The 19,149-nt window shown below is 72.9% G+C and carries 15 protein-coding genes; 9 read left to right on the forward strand and 6 right to left on the reverse strand.

Going from position 1 to position 19,149, the window contains the following annotated elements:
* Window positions 1-55: 55 nt before the first annotated feature.
* From ACQPY0_RS03610 to ACQPY0_RS03620, 3 genes are all read left to right on the forward strand, one after another.
* Window positions 56-259: a cold-shock protein gene (locus ACQPY0_RS03610; protein ID WP_432984557.1), complete on the forward strand. Its 204-nt coding sequence runs from the start codon at window positions 56-58 to the stop codon at window positions 257-259.
* A 422-nt stretch (window positions 260-681) separates the two neighbouring features.
* On the forward strand, window positions 682-2,304 hold the full coding sequence (gene groL / locus ACQPY0_RS03615) for a chaperonin GroEL (RefSeq protein ID WP_432984560.1): 1,623 nt from the start codon (window positions 682-684) through the stop codon (window positions 2,302-2,304).
* A 951-nt stretch (window positions 2,305-3,255) separates the two neighbouring features.
* Window positions 3,256-4,125 (forward strand): GNAT family N-acetyltransferase, encoded by an 870-nt coding sequence (locus ACQPY0_RS03620; RefSeq protein WP_432984563.1) that lies wholly within the window; start codon window positions 3,256-3,258, stop codon window positions 4,123-4,125.
* A 132-nt stretch (window positions 4,126-4,257) separates the two neighbouring features.
* Here the strand turns inward: ACQPY0_RS03620 and ACQPY0_RS03625 are convergent, their stop codons facing one another.
* The gene (locus tag ACQPY0_RS03625) at window positions 4,258-4,497 is read right to left on the reverse strand and encodes a hypothetical protein (RefSeq protein WP_432984566.1); all 240 of its coding nucleotides are present in this window, start codon (window positions 4,495-4,497) and stop codon (window positions 4,258-4,260) included.
* A 77-nt stretch (window positions 4,498-4,574) separates the two neighbouring features.
* On the opposite strand from ACQPY0_RS03625, the gene ACQPY0_RS03630 reads away from it, so the two are divergent.
* Window positions 4,575-5,660, forward strand: coding sequence for a dipeptidase (locus ACQPY0_RS03630; RefSeq protein WP_432984569.1), 1,086 nt, complete (start codon window positions 4,575-4,577; stop codon window positions 5,658-5,660).
* A 504-nt stretch (window positions 5,661-6,164) separates the two neighbouring features.
* Here the strand turns inward: ACQPY0_RS03630 and ACQPY0_RS03635 are convergent.
* Window positions 6,165-8,486, reverse strand: a complete 2,322-nt coding sequence (locus tag ACQPY0_RS03635) for a S8 family serine peptidase (protein WP_432984572.1) — start codon at window positions 8,484-8,486, stop codon at window positions 6,165-6,167.
* A gap of 73 nt (window positions 8,487-8,559) precedes the next feature.
* Here ACQPY0_RS03635 and ACQPY0_RS03640 point away from each other — a divergent pair, with 73 nt between their 5' ends.
* On the forward strand, window positions 8,560-10,131 hold the full coding sequence (locus ACQPY0_RS03640) for a phytoene desaturase family protein (protein WP_432984575.1): 1,572 nt from the start codon (window positions 8,560-8,562) through the stop codon (window positions 10,129-10,131).
* A 71-nt stretch (window positions 10,132-10,202) separates the two neighbouring features.
* Here the strand turns inward: ACQPY0_RS03640 and ACQPY0_RS03645 are convergent, their stop codons facing one another.
* Window positions 10,203-10,637: an SRPBCC family protein gene (locus ACQPY0_RS03645; protein ID WP_432984578.1), complete on the reverse strand. Its 435-nt coding sequence runs from the start codon at window positions 10,635-10,637 to the stop codon at window positions 10,203-10,205.
* Window positions 10,638-10,705: 68 nt separating this feature from the next.
* Here ACQPY0_RS03645 and ACQPY0_RS03650 point away from each other — a divergent pair, with 68 nt between their 5' ends.
* A complete protein-coding gene (locus ACQPY0_RS03650) occupies window positions 10,706-12,553 on the forward strand; it encodes a glycerol-3-phosphate dehydrogenase/oxidase (RefSeq protein WP_432984581.1) in 1,848 nt (615 codons plus the stop codon).
* A 361-nt stretch (window positions 12,554-12,914) separates the two neighbouring features.
* Here ACQPY0_RS03650 and ACQPY0_RS03655 read toward each other — a convergent pair whose 3' ends face one another.
* Window positions 12,915-14,312 (reverse strand): FAD-binding oxidoreductase, encoded by a 1,398-nt coding sequence (locus tag ACQPY0_RS03655; protein WP_432984584.1) that lies wholly within the window; start codon window positions 14,310-14,312, stop codon window positions 12,915-12,917.
* Between the two features lie 19 nt (window positions 14,313-14,331).
* Between ACQPY0_RS03655 and ACQPY0_RS03660 the strand changes: the two genes are divergently transcribed.
* The 3 genes from ACQPY0_RS03660 to bfr are packed head-to-tail and all read left to right on the forward strand — an operon-like array spanning window position 14,332 to window position 15,382.
* The gene (locus ACQPY0_RS03660) at window positions 14,332-14,643 is read left to right on the forward strand and encodes a DUF4031 domain-containing protein (protein ID WP_432984587.1); all 312 of its coding nucleotides are present in this window, start codon (window positions 14,332-14,334) and stop codon (window positions 14,641-14,643) included.
* Window positions 14,644-14,682: 39 nt separating this feature from the next.
* Window positions 14,683-14,868, forward strand: a complete 186-nt coding sequence (locus tag ACQPY0_RS03665) for a (2Fe-2S)-binding protein (RefSeq protein ID WP_432984590.1) — start codon at window positions 14,683-14,685, stop codon at window positions 14,866-14,868.
* Window positions 14,869-14,899: 31 nt separating this feature from the next.
* Window positions 14,900-15,382, forward strand: coding sequence for a bacterioferritin (bfr, locus tag ACQPY0_RS03670; RefSeq protein WP_432984593.1), 483 nt, complete (start codon window positions 14,900-14,902; stop codon window positions 15,380-15,382).
* Here bfr and ACQPY0_RS03675 read toward each other — a convergent pair.
* Window positions 15,357-15,962 carry an HD domain-containing protein gene (locus ACQPY0_RS03675; RefSeq protein ID WP_432984596.1) on the reverse strand — a complete coding sequence of 202 codons (606 nt, stop codon included), beginning with the start codon at window positions 15,960-15,962 and terminating at the stop codon, window positions 15,357-15,359. The genes bfr and ACQPY0_RS03675 overlap by 26 nt on opposite strands.
* Before the next feature lie 2 nt (window positions 15,963-15,964).
* Window positions 15,965-19,105: a diguanylate cyclase gene (locus ACQPY0_RS03680; RefSeq protein WP_432984599.1), complete on the reverse strand. Its 3,141-nt coding sequence runs from the start codon at window positions 19,103-19,105 to the stop codon at window positions 15,965-15,967.
* Between the last annotated feature and the right edge of the window lie 44 nt (window positions 19,106-19,149).

Below are 19,149 nucleotides of genomic sequence, written 5' to 3' on the forward strand. Positions count from 1 at the left end.
GTCCCCCACAGCCAGCCGAAGTGACGCAGCAGGACCGAAGTAGAGGAAGTGCACCGTGGCACAGGGCACCGTCAAGTGGTTCAACAGCGAGAAGGGCTATGGCTTCATCGCGGTCGACGGGGGACAGGACGTGTTCGTCCACTTCTCCGCGATTGAGATGGACGGCTACAAGTCGCTGGAAGACGGACAGCGCGTCGAGTTCGAGATCGCGCAGGGTCAGAAGGGTCCGCAGGCCGAGCAGGTTCGACTGATTGCCTGATCCAAGCTCCGTTTTCAACCCGCCGGGGCACCGTCCTCATTGATGAGGAACGGTGCCCTGCGTCGTTTCTTTGACACTTTCCTCGGTTTGTCGGATTTTGCGCGCCTTGCTCGCTGCGTGCCCGTCTCCGCCGTCGCCGCTAGTTGATCTTGGTCGGTGCCACCTCGTGCGTCACCCCGGGTTTGCTTGCACTCGACCAGCTAGAGTGCTAAACAAGGACTTGGCACTCGCAACCGGTGAGTGCCAATGGTCGGGACGGTGCAGTCCTCCGGTGGGCAACCGCCGCGAGGCTGGTCGTCGCGGGCTATCCGGCCCGACCGCCGGGGATCCCGCTGGGTCCTCGAAGGTGCGAAAGCAGGCGGTGAGCCGCAGGCCCCACGTGGGTTGAGGCGAATCGTGAGTGTCCAGGAGGACAACGCCGAATGGCCAAGATTATCGCGTTCGACGAAGAGGCGCGCCGTGGCCTCGAGCGGGGCATGAACACCCTCGCTGACGCCGTCAAGGTGACGCTGGGCCCGAAGGGCCGCAACGTCGTCCTCGAGAAGAAGTGGGGCGCGCCCACCATCACCAACGATGGTGTGAGCATCGCCAAGGAGATCGAGCTCGAGGACCCGTACGAGAAGATCGGCGCCGAGCTGGTCAAGGAAGTCGCGAAGAAGACCGACGACGTCGCCGGTGACGGCACGACGACGGCCACCGTTCTGGCGCAGGCGCTGGTCCGCGAGGGTCTGCGCAACGTCGCCGCCGGCGCGAACCCGATGGCCCTCAAGCGCGGCATCGAGGCGGCTGTCGCCTCCGTCGCCGACGAGCTGGCCAACCTGGCCAAGGACGTGGAGACCAAGGAGCAGATCGCCTCCACCGCCTCCATCTCCGCCGGTGACTCCACGGTCGGCGAGATCATCGCCGAGGCGATGGACAAGGTCGGCAAGGAAGGCGTCATCACCGTCGAGGAGAGCAACACCTTCGGCCTCGAGCTCGAGCTCACCGAGGGCATGCGCTTCGACAAGGGCTACATCTCGCCGTACTTCGTGACCGACACCGACCGGATGGAGGCCGTCCTCGACGACCCCTACATCCTCATCGTCGAGTCGAAGGTCTCCGCGGTGAAGGACCTCCTCCCGGTGCTGGAGAAGGTCATGCAGTCCGGCAAGCCGCTGGTGATCATCTCCGAGGACGTCGAGGCCGAGGCCCTGGCGACCCTCGTGGTGAACAAGATCCGCGGCACCTTCAAGTCGGTCGCCGTCAAGGCTCCCGGCTTCGGCGACCGCCGCAAGGCGATGCTGACCGACATCGCGATCCTGACCGGCGGTCAGGTCATCAGCGAGACCGTCGGCCTCAAGCTGGAGAACGCGGACCTGTCGCTGCTGGGCCGCGCCCGCAAGGTCGTCGTGACCAAGGACGAGACCACCGTCGTCGACGGCTCCGGTGACGCCGACTCGATCAACGGCCGCGTTTCGCAGATCCGCGCCGAGATCGAGAAGAGCGACTCGGACTACGACCGCGAGAAGCTGCAGGAGCGCCTGGCCAAGCTGGCCGGCGGTGTTGCGGTCATCAAGGTCGGTGCGGCCACCGAGGTCGAGCTCAAGGAGCGCAAGCACCGCATCGAGGACGCCGTGCGCAACGCGAAGGCGGCCGTCGAGGAGGGCATCGTGCCCGGCGGTGGCGTGGCCCTGGTGCAGGCCGGCAAGACCGCGTTCGACAAGCTGGACCTGGTCGGCGACGAGGCGACCGGCGCGAACATCGTCAAGGTCGCGCTCGACGCCCCGCTGCGCCAGATCGCCGTGAACGCGGGCCTCGAGGGCGGCGTCGTCGTCGAGCGCGTGCGCAACCTGGAGGCCGGCCACGGCCTCAACGCGGCGACCGGCGACTACGTCAACCTGCTGGCCGAGGGCATCATCGACCCGGCCAAGGTGACGCGCTCCGCGCTGCAGAACGCCGCCTCCATCGCGGCCCTGTTCCTCACCACGGAGGCCGTGGTGGCGGACAAGCCGGAGAAGGAGAAGGCCCCGGCCGGCGCCCCGGGCGGCGGCGACATGGACTTCTGAGTCCACCAGCTCCACGCCAAGGGCGGGGCGGCCTCCGGGCCGCCCCGCCCTTCGCTTTTCCTACCCCTTCACCCACTCCTCGTTCGATACCCCACGCTCCCAGCGCCCGCCCCCGCGTGCCTTGTGCCGTACCGCCCCGCCCCCGCGCGCCCGGTGCACCGCTGCGCCTGGTGTCCTGTGCCTGCCGCTCCTTGCCCGCCATTCTTGCCCGGCGCCTCGCGCCCGATGCGCCGTCCTCGCGCCGCGTTTCTTGTGCCTCACGCCCGCTCCTCGCGCCCAGTGCTCGGTGTTTCGGGCTGGCCGCTCTTCGCCCGCCGTTCGTTGCCCCTGTGCGCCTCGCGCCCGGTGCGCCGCTGTGCCTGGTGTCCCGTGCCTGCCGCTCTTCGCCCGCGGTGCTTCGCACCCCGCCGTTTGTTGCGCCTGCACCTCGCGCCCGGTGCGCCCCTGTCTGCGTTCGGTGTCCCGTGTCTGCCGCTCCTCGGCCCCGCCGGGCCCCGCGCCCGCCGCTCCTCGCGCTCGGTGCGCGGGGCTCGCCGTGTGTTGCGCTCGATGCCCCGCTCCCGCGCTCCTCGCACCCGGCGTCCGCGACTCCTCGCTCCTCGCTCCTCGCTCCTCGCTCCTCGCTCCTCGCTCCTCGCACCCGGCGTCCGCGGCTCCTTGCGCCGCGCTCCCGCGCTCCCGCGCTCCGCGCCCGCCGCCCCGCGCCCGCCGCCCCGCGCCCGCCGCCCCGCGCGCCCGGTGTCCTGCCCCCGCCCCGCCGTGCCCCGCGCGTTGTGTTCGGTGCCCCGTGCCCGCCGTCCCTCGCGGCTCGCGTTTCGCTGGCGTGGTCCCACCGCGCTGTCCCCACTTGGCGTCACGTTTGCGCCTTGCTCCGTTTTCAGTCCTTTTATGTTGGTCACACCCGTGTGACCAGGGCGCTTGTGACCGAGAACAGTTAGGTAGGTTTACCAAATGATCGTGGCTCTCGACGACGTCGCCGCTGCGGGCGGGCTGCTGGCCCGAGCCCTGGACCTGCCGGAGGACGCCGCCGACGGGCATGTCCTGGCCGCCCGGCTCGCCGCGCCGCCGACCGGCCGCCGGGTGGTACGCCTGACCACGGCCGACGGCGCCGGCCTCGCCTTCGCCTCGATCAACGATGCTGATCCCGAGCTCGGCCACGTCGAGCTGCTGGCCGTGCTCCCCTCGAAGCGCCGCCACGGCCTCGGCTCCGCCCTGCTGAGCGAGGCCGAGCGGCGCCTGGCCGACCTCGGCGCGACCCGCGTCCGCCTGGGTGGCAACCCGCCGTGCTATGCGTGGCCGGGCATCGACGTGCGGTACACACCGGCCGTCTGCCTCGCCCGGCGCGCCGGGTACAAGGTCACCGATACGGCCTGGAACATGACCGCGGACCTGACCCTGCACAGCGCCGCGGCCCCCGCCGACGAGGCCCGCCTCGAGTCCACCGGCGTCAAGGTCCTCCCGGCCGGCCCCGACGCCCCGGAGTGGGTCCGCTCGATCTGGGGCGATGGCTGGGCGTGGGAGGTCGAGCAGTCCCTGGACCGCACGGGCGCGGGCTGTTACGTGGCAGTGCGCGACGGGGAGATCCTGGGCTTCGCGGCGTACGGCGCGAACCGCCCGAGCTGGTTCGGCCCCATGGGCACTGCCCCGGTCGCGGAGGGCACGGGCGTGGGCCGCGTGCTGCTGCGCCGCTGCCTCGACGACCAGCGCGCAGCCGGCCACACGACGGCGCAGATCGGCTGGGCCGGCCCGATCGGCTTCTATTCCAAGGCGGTCGCGGCTCGACTGGAGCGCATCTTCTGGATCTACACCAAGACCTTGTAACGCGCCCAACGTATGCGGGGCAGGCCGTGGGTTCGCCACGATCCTGCCCCGCATACGTGCCGCCGACGGCCCGTGATCCCCCGTCATGCCACGGGCGTCGACGTCGTTTCGCTGGCGGTCCGCCTCGCCGGCCTACATGTCCGGCTGGTTGCCGCGCTTCTTCCGCAGCGAGGTCTGCTCCTGCTGCGTCTTGGTCCGGGCCCGCATGGTGGCCGTGTTCGCGTTGGTGGATTCGCCCGACCTGATTGCGTCAGAGGTGAGGTCCTGGTCCATGTACCCGAGGTCGTCCTCGCTGCGGTGCATGCCGCGCTCGATGCCCTGGCTGTCGAAGTCGCTGTTCTTCTTTGACTTGCCCATGGCATACCCCCTCATCTCGGCCAACCTCACCATATGAGGACCGTTCGCATGTTGGCGGCAAAACGCGCATATCCCGGCCCTAGGCTCGGGCCATGGACGTGATGGACGGGCATAACGATCTGCCGTGGCGGCTGCGGGTCCGCGATCCCGACGACGAGCTCGACCTCCTCGGCGGCCTGGACGCCGACCTCGCCGCCACGGGCCTGCACACCGACCTGCCCCGCCTGCGCCGCGGCGGTGTCGGAGCCCAGTTCTGGAGCGTGTACGTGCCCAACGACCGCCCCGAGCCGCAGGCCGCCATCCAGGTCGTCGAGCAGGTCGAGCTGGTCAGGCGCCTCGTCGCCCGCCACCCGGGGACCCTCGCGCTGGCCACGAACGCCGCCGAGGTCGAGCACGCCCGCGCGACGGGCCGAATCGCGTCCCTGCTCGGCGCCGAGGGCGGCCACTGCCTCGACAACTCGCTGGTGGTCCTGCGCTCTTTGCACAAGCTCGGCATCCGGTACCTCACGCTGACGCACTCCCGCAACACCGACTGGGCCGACAGTGCCACCGACACCCCGGCCAGCGGCGGCCTGTCCCCCTTCGGCCACGAGGTGGTCCGCGAGCTCAACCGCCTCGGCATGCTCTGCGACATCTCCCACGTCGCCGACACCACCATGCACGCGGCCCTGGACACCTCGACCGCCCCGGCGTTCTTCTCCCACTCCTCGGCCCGGGCCCTGTGCGACCACCCGCGCAACGTCCCCGACGACGTCCTGACCCGCGTACGCGACACCGGCGGCGTCGTCATGCTCACCTTCGTCCCGTTCTTCCTGACCAACCCCTGCCGCGAGTGGGGCGACGAGCTGGCCCGGGTCGAGGACGCGATCGCCGCCCCGTGGGACAGCCCCGACTTCCTGCGAATCCGCCAGTCCTGGATCGAGACCAACCCGCCCCCCAGGACCACGGCGCGCGACGTCGCCGACCACATCGACCACGTACGCGAGGTCGCCGGCCTCGACGCCGTCGGCCTGGGCGGCGACTTCGACGGCACCGAGGTCCTCCCGGCGGATCTGCCGGACGTGTCGGCGTACCCGGCCCTGTTCGAGGAGCTGCGAACCCGCCGCTGGTCGGACGCCGAACTGCGCAAACTGGCCTGGGACAACGCCATGCGAGTCCTCCGCGCCACCTGCGGCTGACGAGCTCGGCCCGCCCAGCGGCGATGAATCAATCCGGCGCCCGCGACGAGCCCGTGTCCCGCAACGATCCAAGCGGCTCGCTCAGGCCGCGACGGTCCTGGGGCGAAGCGAGAGCAGAGCGCCCGACGTGGGCCGGCCCGGCACGGCCGACAAAGGGCCCGACACGGTCCGGCGGTCAGCGCCTGGCGGGCTGGGTGCGTCGGCGGCGGTGATCGACGGAGCGATGGCGAGCCAGGGCGGTGCGATGGGGCGGTGGTGCGGTGGTGCGGTGGGCGAGACGCGGTGGGGCGGTTGGCGAGGCGGGGGTCTGTGGGGAGACGGGGGCGGTTGGCGAGCCGGGGTGGTGCGACGGGGCGGTGTGGGGAGAGACGGGGCGGTGAACGAGACGGGGTGGTGCGCGGGCGGTGGAGTGGTGCGAGGGGGCTGTGCGGAGAGGCGGGGTGGTGCGCGAGAGAGCTGTGGGGAGAGGCGGGGTGGTGCGACGGGGCTGGGGCTGGGGGTGGGTCAGGGGCGGGGTTCGGCGAGGGCGGTTTGGACGGCGGCTAGAGCGTCGACCAGGCCGGCGCCCGTTGTGTTGGCTTGCGGGCCGCACGACGGGCCGTTCGGCTGGGCTGGGCGGGTCGTTGCGCGCAGGATGGCGCGGGTGCGTTCGACGTTGCCGATCAGGGCCGGGTTGGCCGACCACATCAGGGCGACCACGCCCGCCACGTGGGGCGTGGCCATCGATGTGCCGCTCAGCATGTCGTAGCCGCCGCCCGGCAGGGCCGACAGCACGTTGACGCCCGGGGCCGTCACGTCGGGCTTGAGCAGGCCGCCGGGGGTCGGGCCGCGGCTGGAGAAGTCGGCGACGCGGCCGGTGCGGTCGACCGCGCCGACGGTCAGGGTCGCGGCGTAGTTGGCCGGTGGGTCGGTGATCGATTCGCAGCGGGGGCCGGTGTTGCCCGCGGCGGCGACGAAGAAGATGCCTGCCGCGGTGAAGGCGTCGATGGCGGGGCGCATGGAGTAGAGATCGCAGCCCTCGACCGCCGGGCAGCCCCACGAGTTCGTGAGGACCTGCGGCGCCCGCTCCGGGTGGCCGGCGTGCCACGGGTCGGCGCCGGGAGCATACGGCGCCAGCATGAACTGCAGGCACGTCAGATAGTTGGCCATGCTGCCGAGGTTGCGGGGCAGGTTCTCGCAGGCGATCCACTGGGCGCCGGGCGCGACGCCGACGCCGGCGCCGACCGCGGTGGCCAGCGTGTGGGTGCCGTGTCCGTTGCCGTCGGTGGGCGTGCGGTCGCTGCCATACGGGTCGAGCCACGAGTCGTCGCCGCCGCGGAAGTTGGCGCGCAGGGCCGGGTGGGTGCCGTCGACCCCCGAGTCGGAGGAGCCGACCACGATGCCCTTGCCCGTGGAGTATCGCTGCCAGACCTGATCCGCCCCGATCAGCTTGAGGTTCCACGGCGTCTCGGTGGGCGCGGCCCGCGAGCCGTGCATCGGCTCCGCCGCGGCCGGCAGCGGGCGCAGCCTCGGGTTGAGCAGCACGTGGGCGACGTCGGAGCGGCCGGCCAGCCACTGCCGGGCCAGCGGACCGGCGTCCACCTCCAGGCCGTTGACCAGATAGAACGGGGTGAACGACACGTGTTTGGCGCGCAGCTCGGCCCGCAGCGGGGCCTGGGTGCGCTCGGCGGTGGCGACCAGCCGCTCGTAGGTCCGGCGGACCCGGTCCGCCGGGGTGGTGGCGGCCGGGATTCCGGACAGGTCGGCCTGCTCCCGCATGACCACGAAAAGCCGCTCGCCGTTGAGCCCCGGGCGGCCGAGCCCGACATACACCGCCGCCCCGGCCCCGGCGACCACGACCGCCAGCGCGGCGGCGAGCCAGGCATGCCAGCGCACCCGGCGGAACACCACCAGCAACGCGACCGCGGCGATCAGCGCCAGCAGCCCGGCGGCCGCGGCCCCGACCGCGCCCCAGAAGAGCCCGTCGTGCAGGCCGAGGATGAGCGAGGTCTCGTCCGGGTCGACAAGCGCGAGCGGGCCGAACAGCACCGGGGTGAGCAGCGCGACGACCGACGGCTGACCCGCCCGGCGCAGCGCGGCCAGCGCGAACGCCGCCGGCGGCACGCACACCAGGGCGAGCAGTTGCACGGCCGGCTCGCCGACCCCGGCGGCCAGCGGCGCGAGCCCGACGCCGGCGAGCAGCCCACCCAGCGCCGCACGGCCCCAGGCGTTGCCGCCGGCCGCGACCCGGACGGTGAGCGCCAGCAGCGGCCGGGCCGCGAGCCAGGCGACGGCGAGCGCGGCGAGCAGCGCGAGCACGGTCTCGACGGCGCCGCCGAGCGCGCCGACCCACAGCCAGGGCAGCAGGAGCAGCAGCCCGGTGGCGAGCGACAGCCAGGGCATCCACCGGTCCGGCAGCATCCGCCGCTCCAGCCGCCCGGTGACCAGTCGATGCACCGCGGCCGCGGCCGCCGCGATCGCGGCCAGGACCGCCAGATAGACCTCGTGATAGGTCGGCGGCACCAGCCGGGCCACGCTCAGCAGCACGCCGAACACCGCGGCGAGCAGCCACTGCCGGCCCGCGGTGCGCGCGAACCCGATCGGCGACAGTTGCGCGAGGAGCAGCGCCGGCACACCGACCAGCACCAGCGTGGCCACGGAAACGACCGGCCACAGCCACAGCCACAGCGACTCGCCCTCGATGGTCAGGGTGTCGCCGACGAGCCACAGCACCGCCTGCGGCACCACGACGACGGCCGGGACCCACAGCCCGAGCGCGATCGTGATGGCCAGCGACCAGCCCCAGGCACGCCGCGATGGGCGGGGCGGGTGCTGCGGGTCAACCATGGTCCGGACTTTACGTCGTGGGTATGACAAAACGTGAAGGCCGCGGAAGGAGAAGGGAAGGAGACTGGGGAGCATGACGGAAACGGTCGACGCGGTCGTCATCGGTGCCGGGCACAACGGCCTGGTCGCCGCCAACATGCTCGCCGATGCCGGCTGGGACGTGGCGGTCCTGGAGGCCACCGGCGACCTCGGCGGCGCCGTCCGCTCGGCCGAGATCACGGCGCCCGGGTTTCTCAGCGATCTGTGCAGCGCGTTCTACCCGCTGGCCGCCGCCTCCCCGCCGCTGCTCGCGCTCGATCTGGAGGCGCACGGGCTGCGCTGGAGGCACGCCCCCGAGGTGGTGGCGCACCTCTTTCCCGACGGCCGCGCGGCCGTGCTCAGCCGCGAGCTCGACCTGACGGCCGAGTCGCTGGAGCGGTTCGCGCCGGGCGACGGCAAGGCCTGGCGGCAGTGGTACTCCCAATGGCGCCGCCTCGCCCCCGACCTCATTCCCGCCCTGCTCACGCCGTTCCCGCCGATCCGCGCCGGGGCCCGTCTCGCGCGCCACGCCGGCCTCGGCGGCGTCCTGCGGCTCGGCCGTCGTTTCCTGGTGCCGGCCCGCGTCCTGGGCGAGGAGCTGTTCGCGGGCGAGGGCGCCCGCATGCTGCTCACCGGGCTCGCCCTGCACACCGACCTGGCGCCCGACGACGCGGCCGGCGGCGCCTTCGGCTGGCTGCTGGCGATGCTCGGGCAGCAGCACGGCTTCCCGGTCCCCGAGGGCGGCGCGCAGCAGCTCACCGAGGCCCTGCTGCGCCGCTTCGACGGTGTCGTGTACCGCCACGCGCCCGTGGAGCGGGTGATCGTGGGCGGCGGCCGGGCGCTCGGGGTGCGCTGCGCGGACGGCCGGCTCTTGCGGGCGCGGCGGGCGGTGGTGGCGGACGTGCCGGCGCCGTCGCTGTACCAGACGATGATCGAGCCGAGGCATCTGCCCGGCCGATTGCTGGCCGACCTGGCCGGCTTCCGCTGGGACAACCCCACGCTGAAGATCGACTGGGCGCTGTCCGCCCCCGTGCCGTGGATCTCCCCGGACGTCGCCGGCGCCGGCACGATCCACCTCGGCGCCGATCCGGTCCGCTACGCCGCCGACCTGTCCATCGGCCGCCCGCCCGAGGACCCGTTCCTGCTCGTGGGCCAGATGACGACCGCCGATCCGAGCCGTTCGCCGGCCGGGACCGAGCAGCTCTGGGCGTACACCCATATTCCGCGCGAAACCACTGCGGACCAGGTGTCCGCCCACGTGGAGCGCGTCACCGACGTCCTGCGGCGCCACGCTCCCGGCTTCGACGACCTGGTGCTCGGCCGGCACGTGGCCGGCCCGGCCGAACTGCAGGCGAAGAACCCGTCGCTGATCGACGGCGCGATCAACGGCGGCACCGCGGGGGCCTACCAGCAGCTGATCTGGCGGCCGACGGCCGGACTCGGACGGGCGGACACGCCGATCGACAAGTTGTACCTCGCCAGCTCCAGCGCCCACCCCGGCGGCGGTGTGCACGGGGCAGCCGGCGCGAACGCGGCCCGCGCGGCGCTGACCCGCCACCGGCCTGTGCTCGGCGACGCCTACCGCGCCGCGATCGATGCGGCCCTCACGAGAATTTACCCACGGTGAGATTGGAACTACGCCGCGCGAGTGATTTTTCCGGGTGCTGTAGCGTTGAGAAAGCGGAACGCCAACGCGCGCTAACGGTGCTCCGCGATGTCGGCGAGGCGCTGCAACACCTCGGCATTGCGGAAGTGCAGCAAGGCATCGCCCACCTTGTTGCGCACGCCCAGCAGCGGCCCCTCCGTGAACTGCTCCTGCAGCGTCACCCGGGTCGCCTGCTCGTCGAGCGCGTCGAGGGTAAACTTCGCCCGGCCCGCCCCGAGCGGCCACACGTGCACCTTGATCAACAACATTCGCCCCGGCTCGCACTCGAGCGACTCGCTGCCGTCGGGGACCGACACCGGCCAGGGCCCGGCCTTGTGGTGCAGTCGCGTCCCCGGCGCCGGCCAGCCCGCGTCGACGTCGCGGACGTGCGCCGTGCCGACCACCCAGTCGGAGTAGGACCAGCCGTCGGCCAGCACGGAGTACACGGTCTCGGCCGGCGCTCGGACGATACGTTCGGTGATGGACACGTATGGTGTGATGCCCAGGGCCGCGCAACTCACACCACCGCCGTGACGGGCGAGGCTACCGTGTAGTAGTGCGTCGAGAATCCTCCACGTCCCGCTTCGAGGCGTCCCGCCTGTCACCCGTCCGCCGCTCCGGCGATGTCGCCCGCCTGCGCCGCGAGCGCTTCGACGTCCTGATCATCGGCGGCGGCGTGACCGGCGCCGGCGCCGCGCTCGACGCGGCCTCGCGCGGCCTGTCGGTGGCCCTGGTGGAGGCCCGCGACCTGGCCGCGGGCACGTCGAGCCGCTCGTCGAAGCTCATCCACGGCGGCCTGCGCTACCTCGAGCAGCTCGAGTTCGGCCTGGTCACCGAGGCCCTCCAGGAGCGCGGCCTGCTCGCCACCCGCCTCGCGCCGCACCTGGTGCGCCCGGTGCCGATCCTCGTGCCGCTGCCGGCCCACCGCGGCCTCGCCGGCCTGGGCAGACGCGCATGGCAGCGTGCCTACTACGGCGCCGGCGTCGGCCTCTACGACGCGTTCGCCGCCACCTCCCGGCTGCGCCGTTCCTCGCCGCGTGGCATGCCGCTGCACCGCCACCTCTCCCGCGCCGAGACCCACCGCCGTTTCCCGTCGCTGCGCGAGGACGCGATCAGCGGCGCGATCCAGTACTTCGACGGCCAGGTCGACGATGCCCGCCTCGTGGCGACCCTGGCCCGCACCGCCGCGAGCCTCGGCGCCGCGATCGTGCCCAGCGCCCGCGCGGTCGGCCTGCTCCGCGACGCCCGCGAGGTCACCGGCGTGCGCGTGCGCGACCTGGAGTCGCGCGAGGAGTTCGAGGTCCACGCCCGCACCGTGGTCGCCGCGACCGGCGTCTGGATGGACGACATCGCCGGCATGCTGTCGGGGGAGGGGCCCCGGGAGTCGGCCGGGCTGCAGGTCCGCGCCAGCAAGGGCGTCCATCTGGTCGTACCCCGCTCCGCCATCACCGGCGAGGCCGGCCTGATCCTGCGCACCCCGACGTCCGTGCTCTTCGTGATCCCGTGGGGCGGTCACTGGATCGTCGGCACCACCGACACCGACTGGAACCTCGACCGCGGCCACCCGGCCGCGTCCGCCACCGACATCACATACCTGCTGGGTCAGGTCAACGCGGTCCTCGACCGGCCCCTCGGCACCGGCGACATCGAGGGCGTCTACGCGGGCCTGCGCCCTCTGCTGTCCCGGGAGGCCCGGCAACGGCAGCCGCACTCACGCGACGAGCAGACGTCGGCGCTCTCCCGCACCCACGCGGTCGTCGAGCCGATGCTGGGCCTGATGCTGATCGCGGGCGGCAAGTACACGACGTACCGCGTCATGGCCGCCGACGTCATCGACCGCGTCGCGCACCGCCTGGGCGGACTGCGCCGCCACGGCGGCCTGGTCCCGGCGTCGCGGACGGCGGACCTGCCCCTGCTGGGCGCGGACGGTTACCATCCACTGTGGACCAACCGGGCCGACCTGGCCCGCCGCCACGGGATCGCCGTGGGCGTGCTGGAGCACCTGCTGGAGCGATACGGGTCGATGGCCTTCGACGTGCTCGCCCTCGGCCCCGAGCTGCGGCGGCCGGTTGCCGGCGCGCCCGAGTATCTCGCCGCCGAGGTCGCCTACGCGGCCCTCGCCGAGGGGGCGCTGCACCTGGAGGACGTGCTGACCCGGCGGACCCGGATCTCGTTCGAGACCGAGCACCGGGGGACCGCGTCGGCGCAGGATGCGGCCGTGGTGATGGGCGACGTGCTGGGCTGGGACGCGGCCACGCGGTCGCGGGAGGTGGACCACTACCTGGCTCGGGTCGCGGCGGAGCAGGAGTCCCAGCGTATGCCGGACGACCTGACCGCGGACGCGGCCCGGCTGGGCGCTCCGGACGTGCGCGGCTTCCAGGCCGACCGCGCCGCCGCCCTGTAGGACTGCGGGCCTCGCGCCCGACGCGTGAAGGTCCGGTGCACGGCGGCCCATGGCTGGCGTGCTGGTGCGTTCGGGGGCGTGCCGGCCGTCACTGCCGGCGGGATCCGGGCCGGCTGGGCCGTGAGCCGGGACGGATCGTGCGGGACCAGCCCGTTCCGGGCGCCGGGAGCCAGTGGCGGCGGTTGGCCGTCCCCCGTTACCGGAAGCTGGGCGCGTTCTGGGTGGCCCGGCGGGCCGACCCGCGAGCTCGACCGCGGCTGGGGTCAACGCCACCCGGGCCGCGGCCGGACCAGGCGCTCACGGCCGCCGGAATGGTGCACGAGCAATGACACCGGGGCGCGGTACGACCCGGCGGCGGCCGTCAGAAGATCTTGCCGGGGTTGAGGATGTTGCCGGGGTCCAGGGCCAGCTTGATCGATCGATGGGCCTTGAGCCCGGTCGGGCCGATCTCCCGCGCCAGCCAGTCGCGCTTGAGCAGCCCGACCCCGTGCTCGCCGGTCGACGTGCCGCCCAGGGCCAGGCCGAGCGCCATGATGTCGTCGAAGACCTTCTGGCCCTGGCTGAGGCTGACCGGGTCGGCGCGGTCGATGACGATGATCGGGTGCAGGTTGCCGTCGCCGGCGTGGCCGACGGTGGCGACCACGACGCCGTGCTCGGTCGAGATGCGCTCGATGCCCTCGATGAGCTCGACCAGGCGGGTGCGGGGCACGGCCACGTCGTCGACCATGATGCCGCCGCCGAGCGGGAACAGGTGGGCGGCGAAGTGCTCCAGGGCCGGGTGGGCCAGACGCCGGGCGGCCAGCAGCGCGTCGGCCTCCTCGGCATCGGTGGCGACGTAGACCTCGGCGGCCTGGGCCCGCTTGCACATGGCCTCGATGGCGGCGAGGTCGTCGGGGGCGCGAGAGCCGGAGTCCACCGAGGCGATGAGCAGGGCCGCCGCCGTGGTGGGCAGATCCATCGGGCGGTACGCCTCGATCGCGCTCATCGCCACCCGGTCGATGACCTCCAGCATGCTCGGCTGCATCCCGGAGCCGACGATCGCCGAGACCGCGGCGCCGGCGGCGGCGAACGTGTCGAAGACGGCGACCAGGGTCAGGGACGGCTCGGGGGCGGGGCGCAGCCGGACGGTGATCTCGGTGATCACGCCCAGGGTGCCCTCGGAGCCGACGAAGAGGCTGGTGAGGTCGTAGCCGGCCACGCCCTTGGCGGTGCGCCGGCCGCAGTGCAGGACCTCGCCGCTGGCCAGGACGACCTCCAGGCCCAGGACGTGGTCGCTCGTCACCCCGTACTTGACGCAGCACATGCCCCCGGCGTCGGTGGAGACGTTGCCGCCGATCGTCGACAGCTCCCAGGAGCCGGGGTCGGGCGGGTAGTACAGGCCGCGCTCGGCCACGGCCCGGCTCAGCTGCGCGTTGACGACGCCGGGCTGCACGACCGCGATGCGGTTGTCGGGGTCGATGTCGATGATCTCGTTCATCGCGACCAGGGACAGCACGATCGCGCCGTCGATCGCGTTGGCGCCGCCGGCCAGCCCGGAGCGGGCGCCCTGCGGGATGACCGGGACGTTGTGCCGGCTCGCCGCGCGCAGGATGGCGGAAACCTGCCCGGTCGTGCGGGGGCGCACCACGACCGCCGGCGTGCCGTACGGCACCAGGTCGGCCTCGTCGTGCTCGTAGGAGCGCAATATGTCCGGATCGGTCAGGACGCTGCCCTCGTCGGGCAGCGCCGTCCGCAACTGTTCAAGCAGAGCCGTGTTCATACCTGGCACGCTAATGGTTGTGCTCTACATCGACACGCCCCGGTGGCCGGCTCACGGGCGGCTCTTCGCCCACCTCATCAGCGACGTGTCGGTCGCCGAACTGCACGCGTTCGCCGAGCTGATCGGGGCGCCGGCGCGGGCGTTCGAGCGCGACCACTACGACGTGTCCGCCGACCGGGCGCGCATCGCCGTGTGGCTAGGCGCCCGGCCCGTCCCCTCCCGGGTGATCGTCGAGCGCCTGGTTGCCGCCGGGCTGCGTCGACCGCGGCATTTGTCCGGGTCGACGGGAAAGAAAAAGGCAGGTCAGGGGTTGTTTCCCGGGGCTTCTTAGGTGACCCTTGCTTAGGTAAGGCTAAGCGAGGAGACGGCCGTGTATGTCTGCATCTGCCATCGCGTTCGCGAGTGTGAGATCCGCCGGGTCATACAGTCCGGCGCCCGCACCGAGGACGCCGTCGGCGACGAGTGTGGCGCGGGCACCGGTTGTGGCACCTGCCTGGATCGCATCGCCGATCTGATCGATACGGAGAATGCCGGCGCGATACCCGTTTTTACCTAGAAACGGGCATAAAGGGCGTACCCTGCACAGCATGCAAGGGGACGCGCGAGTCATCGAATTTCTCAACGAGCAGCTCACCGCCGAGCTCACGGCGATCAACCAGTACTTCCTGCACGCCAAGATGCAGGAGAACTGGGGATACACGATCCTGGCCAAGCACACCAAGCACGAGTCGATCGACGAGATGAAGCACGCCGAGGTGCTCACCGATCGAATCCTGTTCCTGGAGGGCCTGCCCAACTACCAGCGGCTCCTCCCGCTGCGCATCGGCGAGACGGTGCCGGAGCAGTTCAAGTGCGACATGCAGATCGAGATGGAGGCCGTCGACCGGCTGCGGCGCGGGATCGAGTACATGCGCTCGATCGGCGACGTGACCTCGGCGAACATTTTCGAGGGCATCCTCGCCGACGAGGAGCACCACGTGGACTACCTCGAGACCCAGCTCGGGCTCATCGAGAAGCTCGGCGAGGCGCTCTACCTGCAAAACGTCACCGAGCACCCAGAAGCGTCCTGATCTCCGCCTCGAGGTTCGCGCGCGCACGGGCGGACCACTCCGCCCGTGCTGGTACGACCCGGAAGAGCTCCGGCAGGTCCGCGAGCCTGCGCAGGATCGCGGCCCGCCCCGGCCGGAACACCTCGTCCGGCACCTGCGCGTATTCGGCCCGCACCGCCGCGGCGTAGCGGTCGTAGTCCGGCTTCGCCGCGGCCAGGATCGCCAGGTCGGCGTCGGCCAGCAGCGCCCCGTTGCGATCGCCCGGGGCGACGGCGTGGCCGGCCGTGAGGCGCACGAGCCGCGCCACCTCCGCCGTGCGAGGGGCGGAAAAGCCAAGGGCGGCAAGGGTTGTACCCGCAAGCCGCGCGCTCTGCTCCTCGTTGTCGGAGCCATGCACCTCGTAGACCGCGTCGTGGAACCACGCCGCGAGGCGCACCGCGTCCGGGTCGTCGGCCAGGCCGGCGTGCTCGTCGATGACGCCCAGCATCAGCGCCAGGTGGTCGAGGGTGTGGTATCGCCGATGCGGCTGGGACCAGCGGGCCAGCAGGTCCCGGCCGACGGTCTCCTCGCCGGGAAAGATGCGTTGCCAGGCGTCGAGCACGCCTACGAGCTTAGGTGCGCCACGCTCTGCACGACATGGTCGAGGCTGACCGCCCGCCCGGCCGCCCGGTCGCGCTGGTGCGCGGCGATCAGCGGCAGCGTCTGCGAGCGCAGCGTCTGCCCGTCCGGCGGCTCGGCCAGCCGGTGCCGGCTGCGCAGCCCGTCCGCCGCCCCGATGAGCCGGGCCGCGTGCGCCGGGTTGTCCTCGGCGAGCATCGCCGCCACCACGTCCAGCGAGATCGCCAGGTCCAGCCGGTCGCCGACGTCGTGGCGGGTCGCCAGGGCCGCCGCCAGCAGCCGCAGCGCCCCGGCCCGGTCGCCCTCGGCCCGCGCGGCCAGGCCGAGCTGGTGCTGGGCCATCGCCGCGCCGAACGCGTCGCCGATCTGCCGGCTCAGTGCCAGGCTCTCGTCCAGCGCCGCGCGGGCGCCGGCCACGTCGCCGCGGGCGAGCAGGGCCTGCCCGACGCACTCCAGCGCGAGGAGGATCCCGCGCGTGTTGCCGGCCGCGCGCTCCAGGCCGAGACATTCGCGGGCGTACGCCTCCGCCGCCGCGTGGTCGCCCCGGCTGAGCGCGACCTTGCTGAGGTTGCCCAGCGACGCGGCCACGCCCTGCGGCACCTCCAGCTCGCGCCACACCGCGAGGCTCTCGCCGAAGTGCGCGGTCGCCGAGGCGTGGTCGCCGCCGCCGATCGCCGCGATACCCATCGCGTTGCGGGCGTGGCCGATCGTGGCCCGGTCGCCGGCCGTCGTCGCCCGGCGCAGGCTCTCCTCGCCGAGCCGGTACGCCACCTCGTGCTCGTCCTGCGTCGCGGCCAGGATCGCCGCCGCGTGCAGCAGCCGCGCCCGCGTGCCGTCATCGACCGGCCCAGGCGCTTCCAGGACGCGCGCCAGCCAGTCCCGGCCCTCGCCGATGTGCGCGCCGTTGCGCCAGTACCGCCACAGCCCCAGGCAGATCCGCGTCTTCGCCGGCGCGTCGCCGTGCCCGAACGCCACGCGGACGTTCTCGTAGTCGGTCTCGATCCGGCCGGTCCACTCGACCTGCTCGGGCCCGGTCAGCCCGATCGCCGAGGCCTCGGCGAACGCCGCGTAGAAGTCCGCGTGCCGGTCGGCGGGGCCGGGCTCGTCGCCGAGCCGGTTGCGCGCATACGCGCGGATGGTGGACAGCAGGTGGTACCGCGAGTCGTCGTCGCGTACCACGAGATGCTTGTCGACCAGCGCCGCGAGCCGCTTCTCCAGCAGGTCCAGGTCGCCGCCCGGCGAGGTCACCGCGAGCGCCGCCGCCCCGGTCCAGCCGCCGGCGAACACCGACAGCTCGGTCATGAGCCGCTGCTCCTCGGTGTCGAGCAGCACGAAGCTCCAGTCGATCGCCCCGCGCAGGGTCTGCTGGCGGGCCGGCCGGTCGCGCGGGCCGGAGCCGCCGATCGTGTCCAGCTCCCGGTCGAGGTGCTCGGTGAGGTGCTCGAGCAGCTCGTCCGGGCTCCACCGGTCGATGCGGGCCGCGGCCAGCTCGATCGCCAGCGGCAGGCCGTCGAGGCGCCGGCACAGCTGGGCGACCGGCAGCGCGGTGTCGATGGTGATCTCGAAGTCGGCGTCGACCGCCCGCGCGCGCTGCTCGAACAGCGTCACGGCGGGCGAGTCGGCGAGCGTGGGGACCTGGTAGACCTGCTCGCCGTACAGCGAGAGGCGCTCGCGGCTGGTGACCAGGGCGCGCACACCGGGCGCGGCGGACAGCAGGTCGCTGACCAGCGCCGCGCCGTCGTCGACGACCTGCTCGAAGTTGTCGAGCACCAGCAGCTGCTCGGCCTCGGCCAGGTGGTCCAGCACGGTGTCGAACAGGCGCTGGTCGGGCAGCTCGGCCACGTACAGGGCGCGGGCCAGGGCGGCCGTGAGCAGCTCGGCGTTCCTGGTGTCCGCCAGCGGCACGAACACCGCCCCGTCGGCGTACTCGTCCGCCACCGCCCCCGCCGCGGCCAGCGACAGCCGGGTCTTGCCGATGCCGCCCGGCCCCACCAGCGTCACCAGGCGCCCGTCGCGGATCAGCCCGGCGACCCGGGCGGTCTCGCGGTCCCGGCCGACCAGCTTCGTCATCGGCACCGGCAGGCGGCTGCGGCGGCGCTTCGGCGCGGCGGGCTTCACGCCCCAGGTGCCGTCCCCGGCGGCGACCAGCTCGCCCTGCGTACGAAGCCGCTGCAGCTCGGCCTCGGCCCGGGCCGGCAGGCCGCCGGAGCGCTCGACGAGCCGGTCCAGCAGCGCCTGGGTCGGCTCCCCGGTGAGCGCGATGCGCAGCCAGATCCGCAGCGTGGCCGGCGACCACGGGGTGAGCTCGACGACCGTCTCCGGCAGCCCCGTGCCAGCGGTGGTACCGTGCAGCTCGGTGCCGGCGTAGACGATCGCCGCGGCGTCACCGAGCACGGGCCGGGCCTCGCCGACGTCGGCGAGCAGGATCACCGGCTTTTCGCCGCTGCTCGCGGTACCGCTGGAGATTTCGGTTTGAAACCCGCGCAGCCGCGCGATCTGCGCGACCTCCCGCAGGAACCGCGTGTGGCCCGCCCCCTTGGGGCCCGCGATTCGCAGCGCCCCGCGCAGCCCCGCCGCGACGCGGGTCATGAACTCCTGCGTGGTGCTGAGCGCGGCGTCGCGCTCCCACAGGCGCGACGACCCGGCGGCCGAGTCCGTCTCGATGTCGTCGCCGACCGCCTGGCCGCGGCCGCGCCGCTTGGCCAGGTAGTTGCGGCGGTCGGCGGCGGCGATGAGGGTCTCGCCGTCGGTGCCGTCGGCCGGGCAGGAGGCCACCCCGAGGCTGATCGACAGGTGCAGCGGCGGCGTCCCGGCGAACTCGCGGGCGCGCACCTCGTCGGTGAGCCGGATCGCCAGGCGCAGCGCCTCGTCGGCCGCGGTGCCGGGCAGCAGCAGCACGAACTCGTCGCCACCGTAGCGAAACAGCGTGTCGTCGGCCCGGATCAGCTCCATGATCCGCTCGGCGAGCTGGCGCAGCAGCACGTCGCCGCGCAGGTGCCCGAACGCGTCGTTGACAGTCTTGAAGTGGTCCACGTCGAACAGCAGGAGGCTGCTGCCGGCCACGTCGGACAGGGCGGTGTCCAGGGCCGCGCGCGAATGAGCACCGGTGACTGGATCCAGTGTCACCGGTGCCGGCCCGCCCTGCACGTTCATCGCCAGCTTGATCGGCC

This window comes from Dactylosporangium sp. CA-233914 (assembly GCF_050942935.1).
Classification (GTDB): Bacteria; Actinomycetota; Actinomycetes; order Mycobacteriales; family Micromonosporaceae; genus Dactylosporangium.

Coding starts and splice junctions, on each gene's coding strand:
- groL (WP_432984560.1), top strand. CDS start 682: ATGGCCAAGATTATCGCGTTCGACGAAGAGGCGCGCCGTGGCCTCGAG.
- ACQPY0_RS03620 (WP_432984563.1), top strand. CDS start 3,256: ATGATCGTGGCTCTCGACGACGTCGCCGCTGCGGGCGGGCTGCTGGCC.
- ACQPY0_RS03625 (WP_432984566.1), bottom strand. CDS start 4,497: ATGAGGGGGTATGCCATGGGCAAGTCAAAGAAGAACAGCGACTTCGAC.
- ACQPY0_RS03630 (WP_432984569.1), top strand. CDS start 4,575: ATGGACGTGATGGACGGGCATAACGATCTGCCGTGGCGGCTGCGGGTC.
- ACQPY0_RS03635 (WP_432984572.1), bottom strand. CDS start 8,486: ATGGTTGACCCGCAGCACCCGCCCCGCCCATCGCGGCGTGCCTGGGGC.
- ACQPY0_RS03640 (WP_432984575.1), top strand. CDS start 8,560: ATGACGGAAACGGTCGACGCGGTCGTCATCGGTGCCGGGCACAACGGC.
- ACQPY0_RS03655 (WP_432984584.1), bottom strand. CDS start 14,312: ATGAACACGGCTCTGCTTGAACAGTTGCGGACGGCGCTGCCCGACGAG.
- bfr (WP_432984593.1), top strand. CDS start 14,900: ATGCAAGGGGACGCGCGAGTCATCGAATTTCTCAACGAGCAGCTCACC.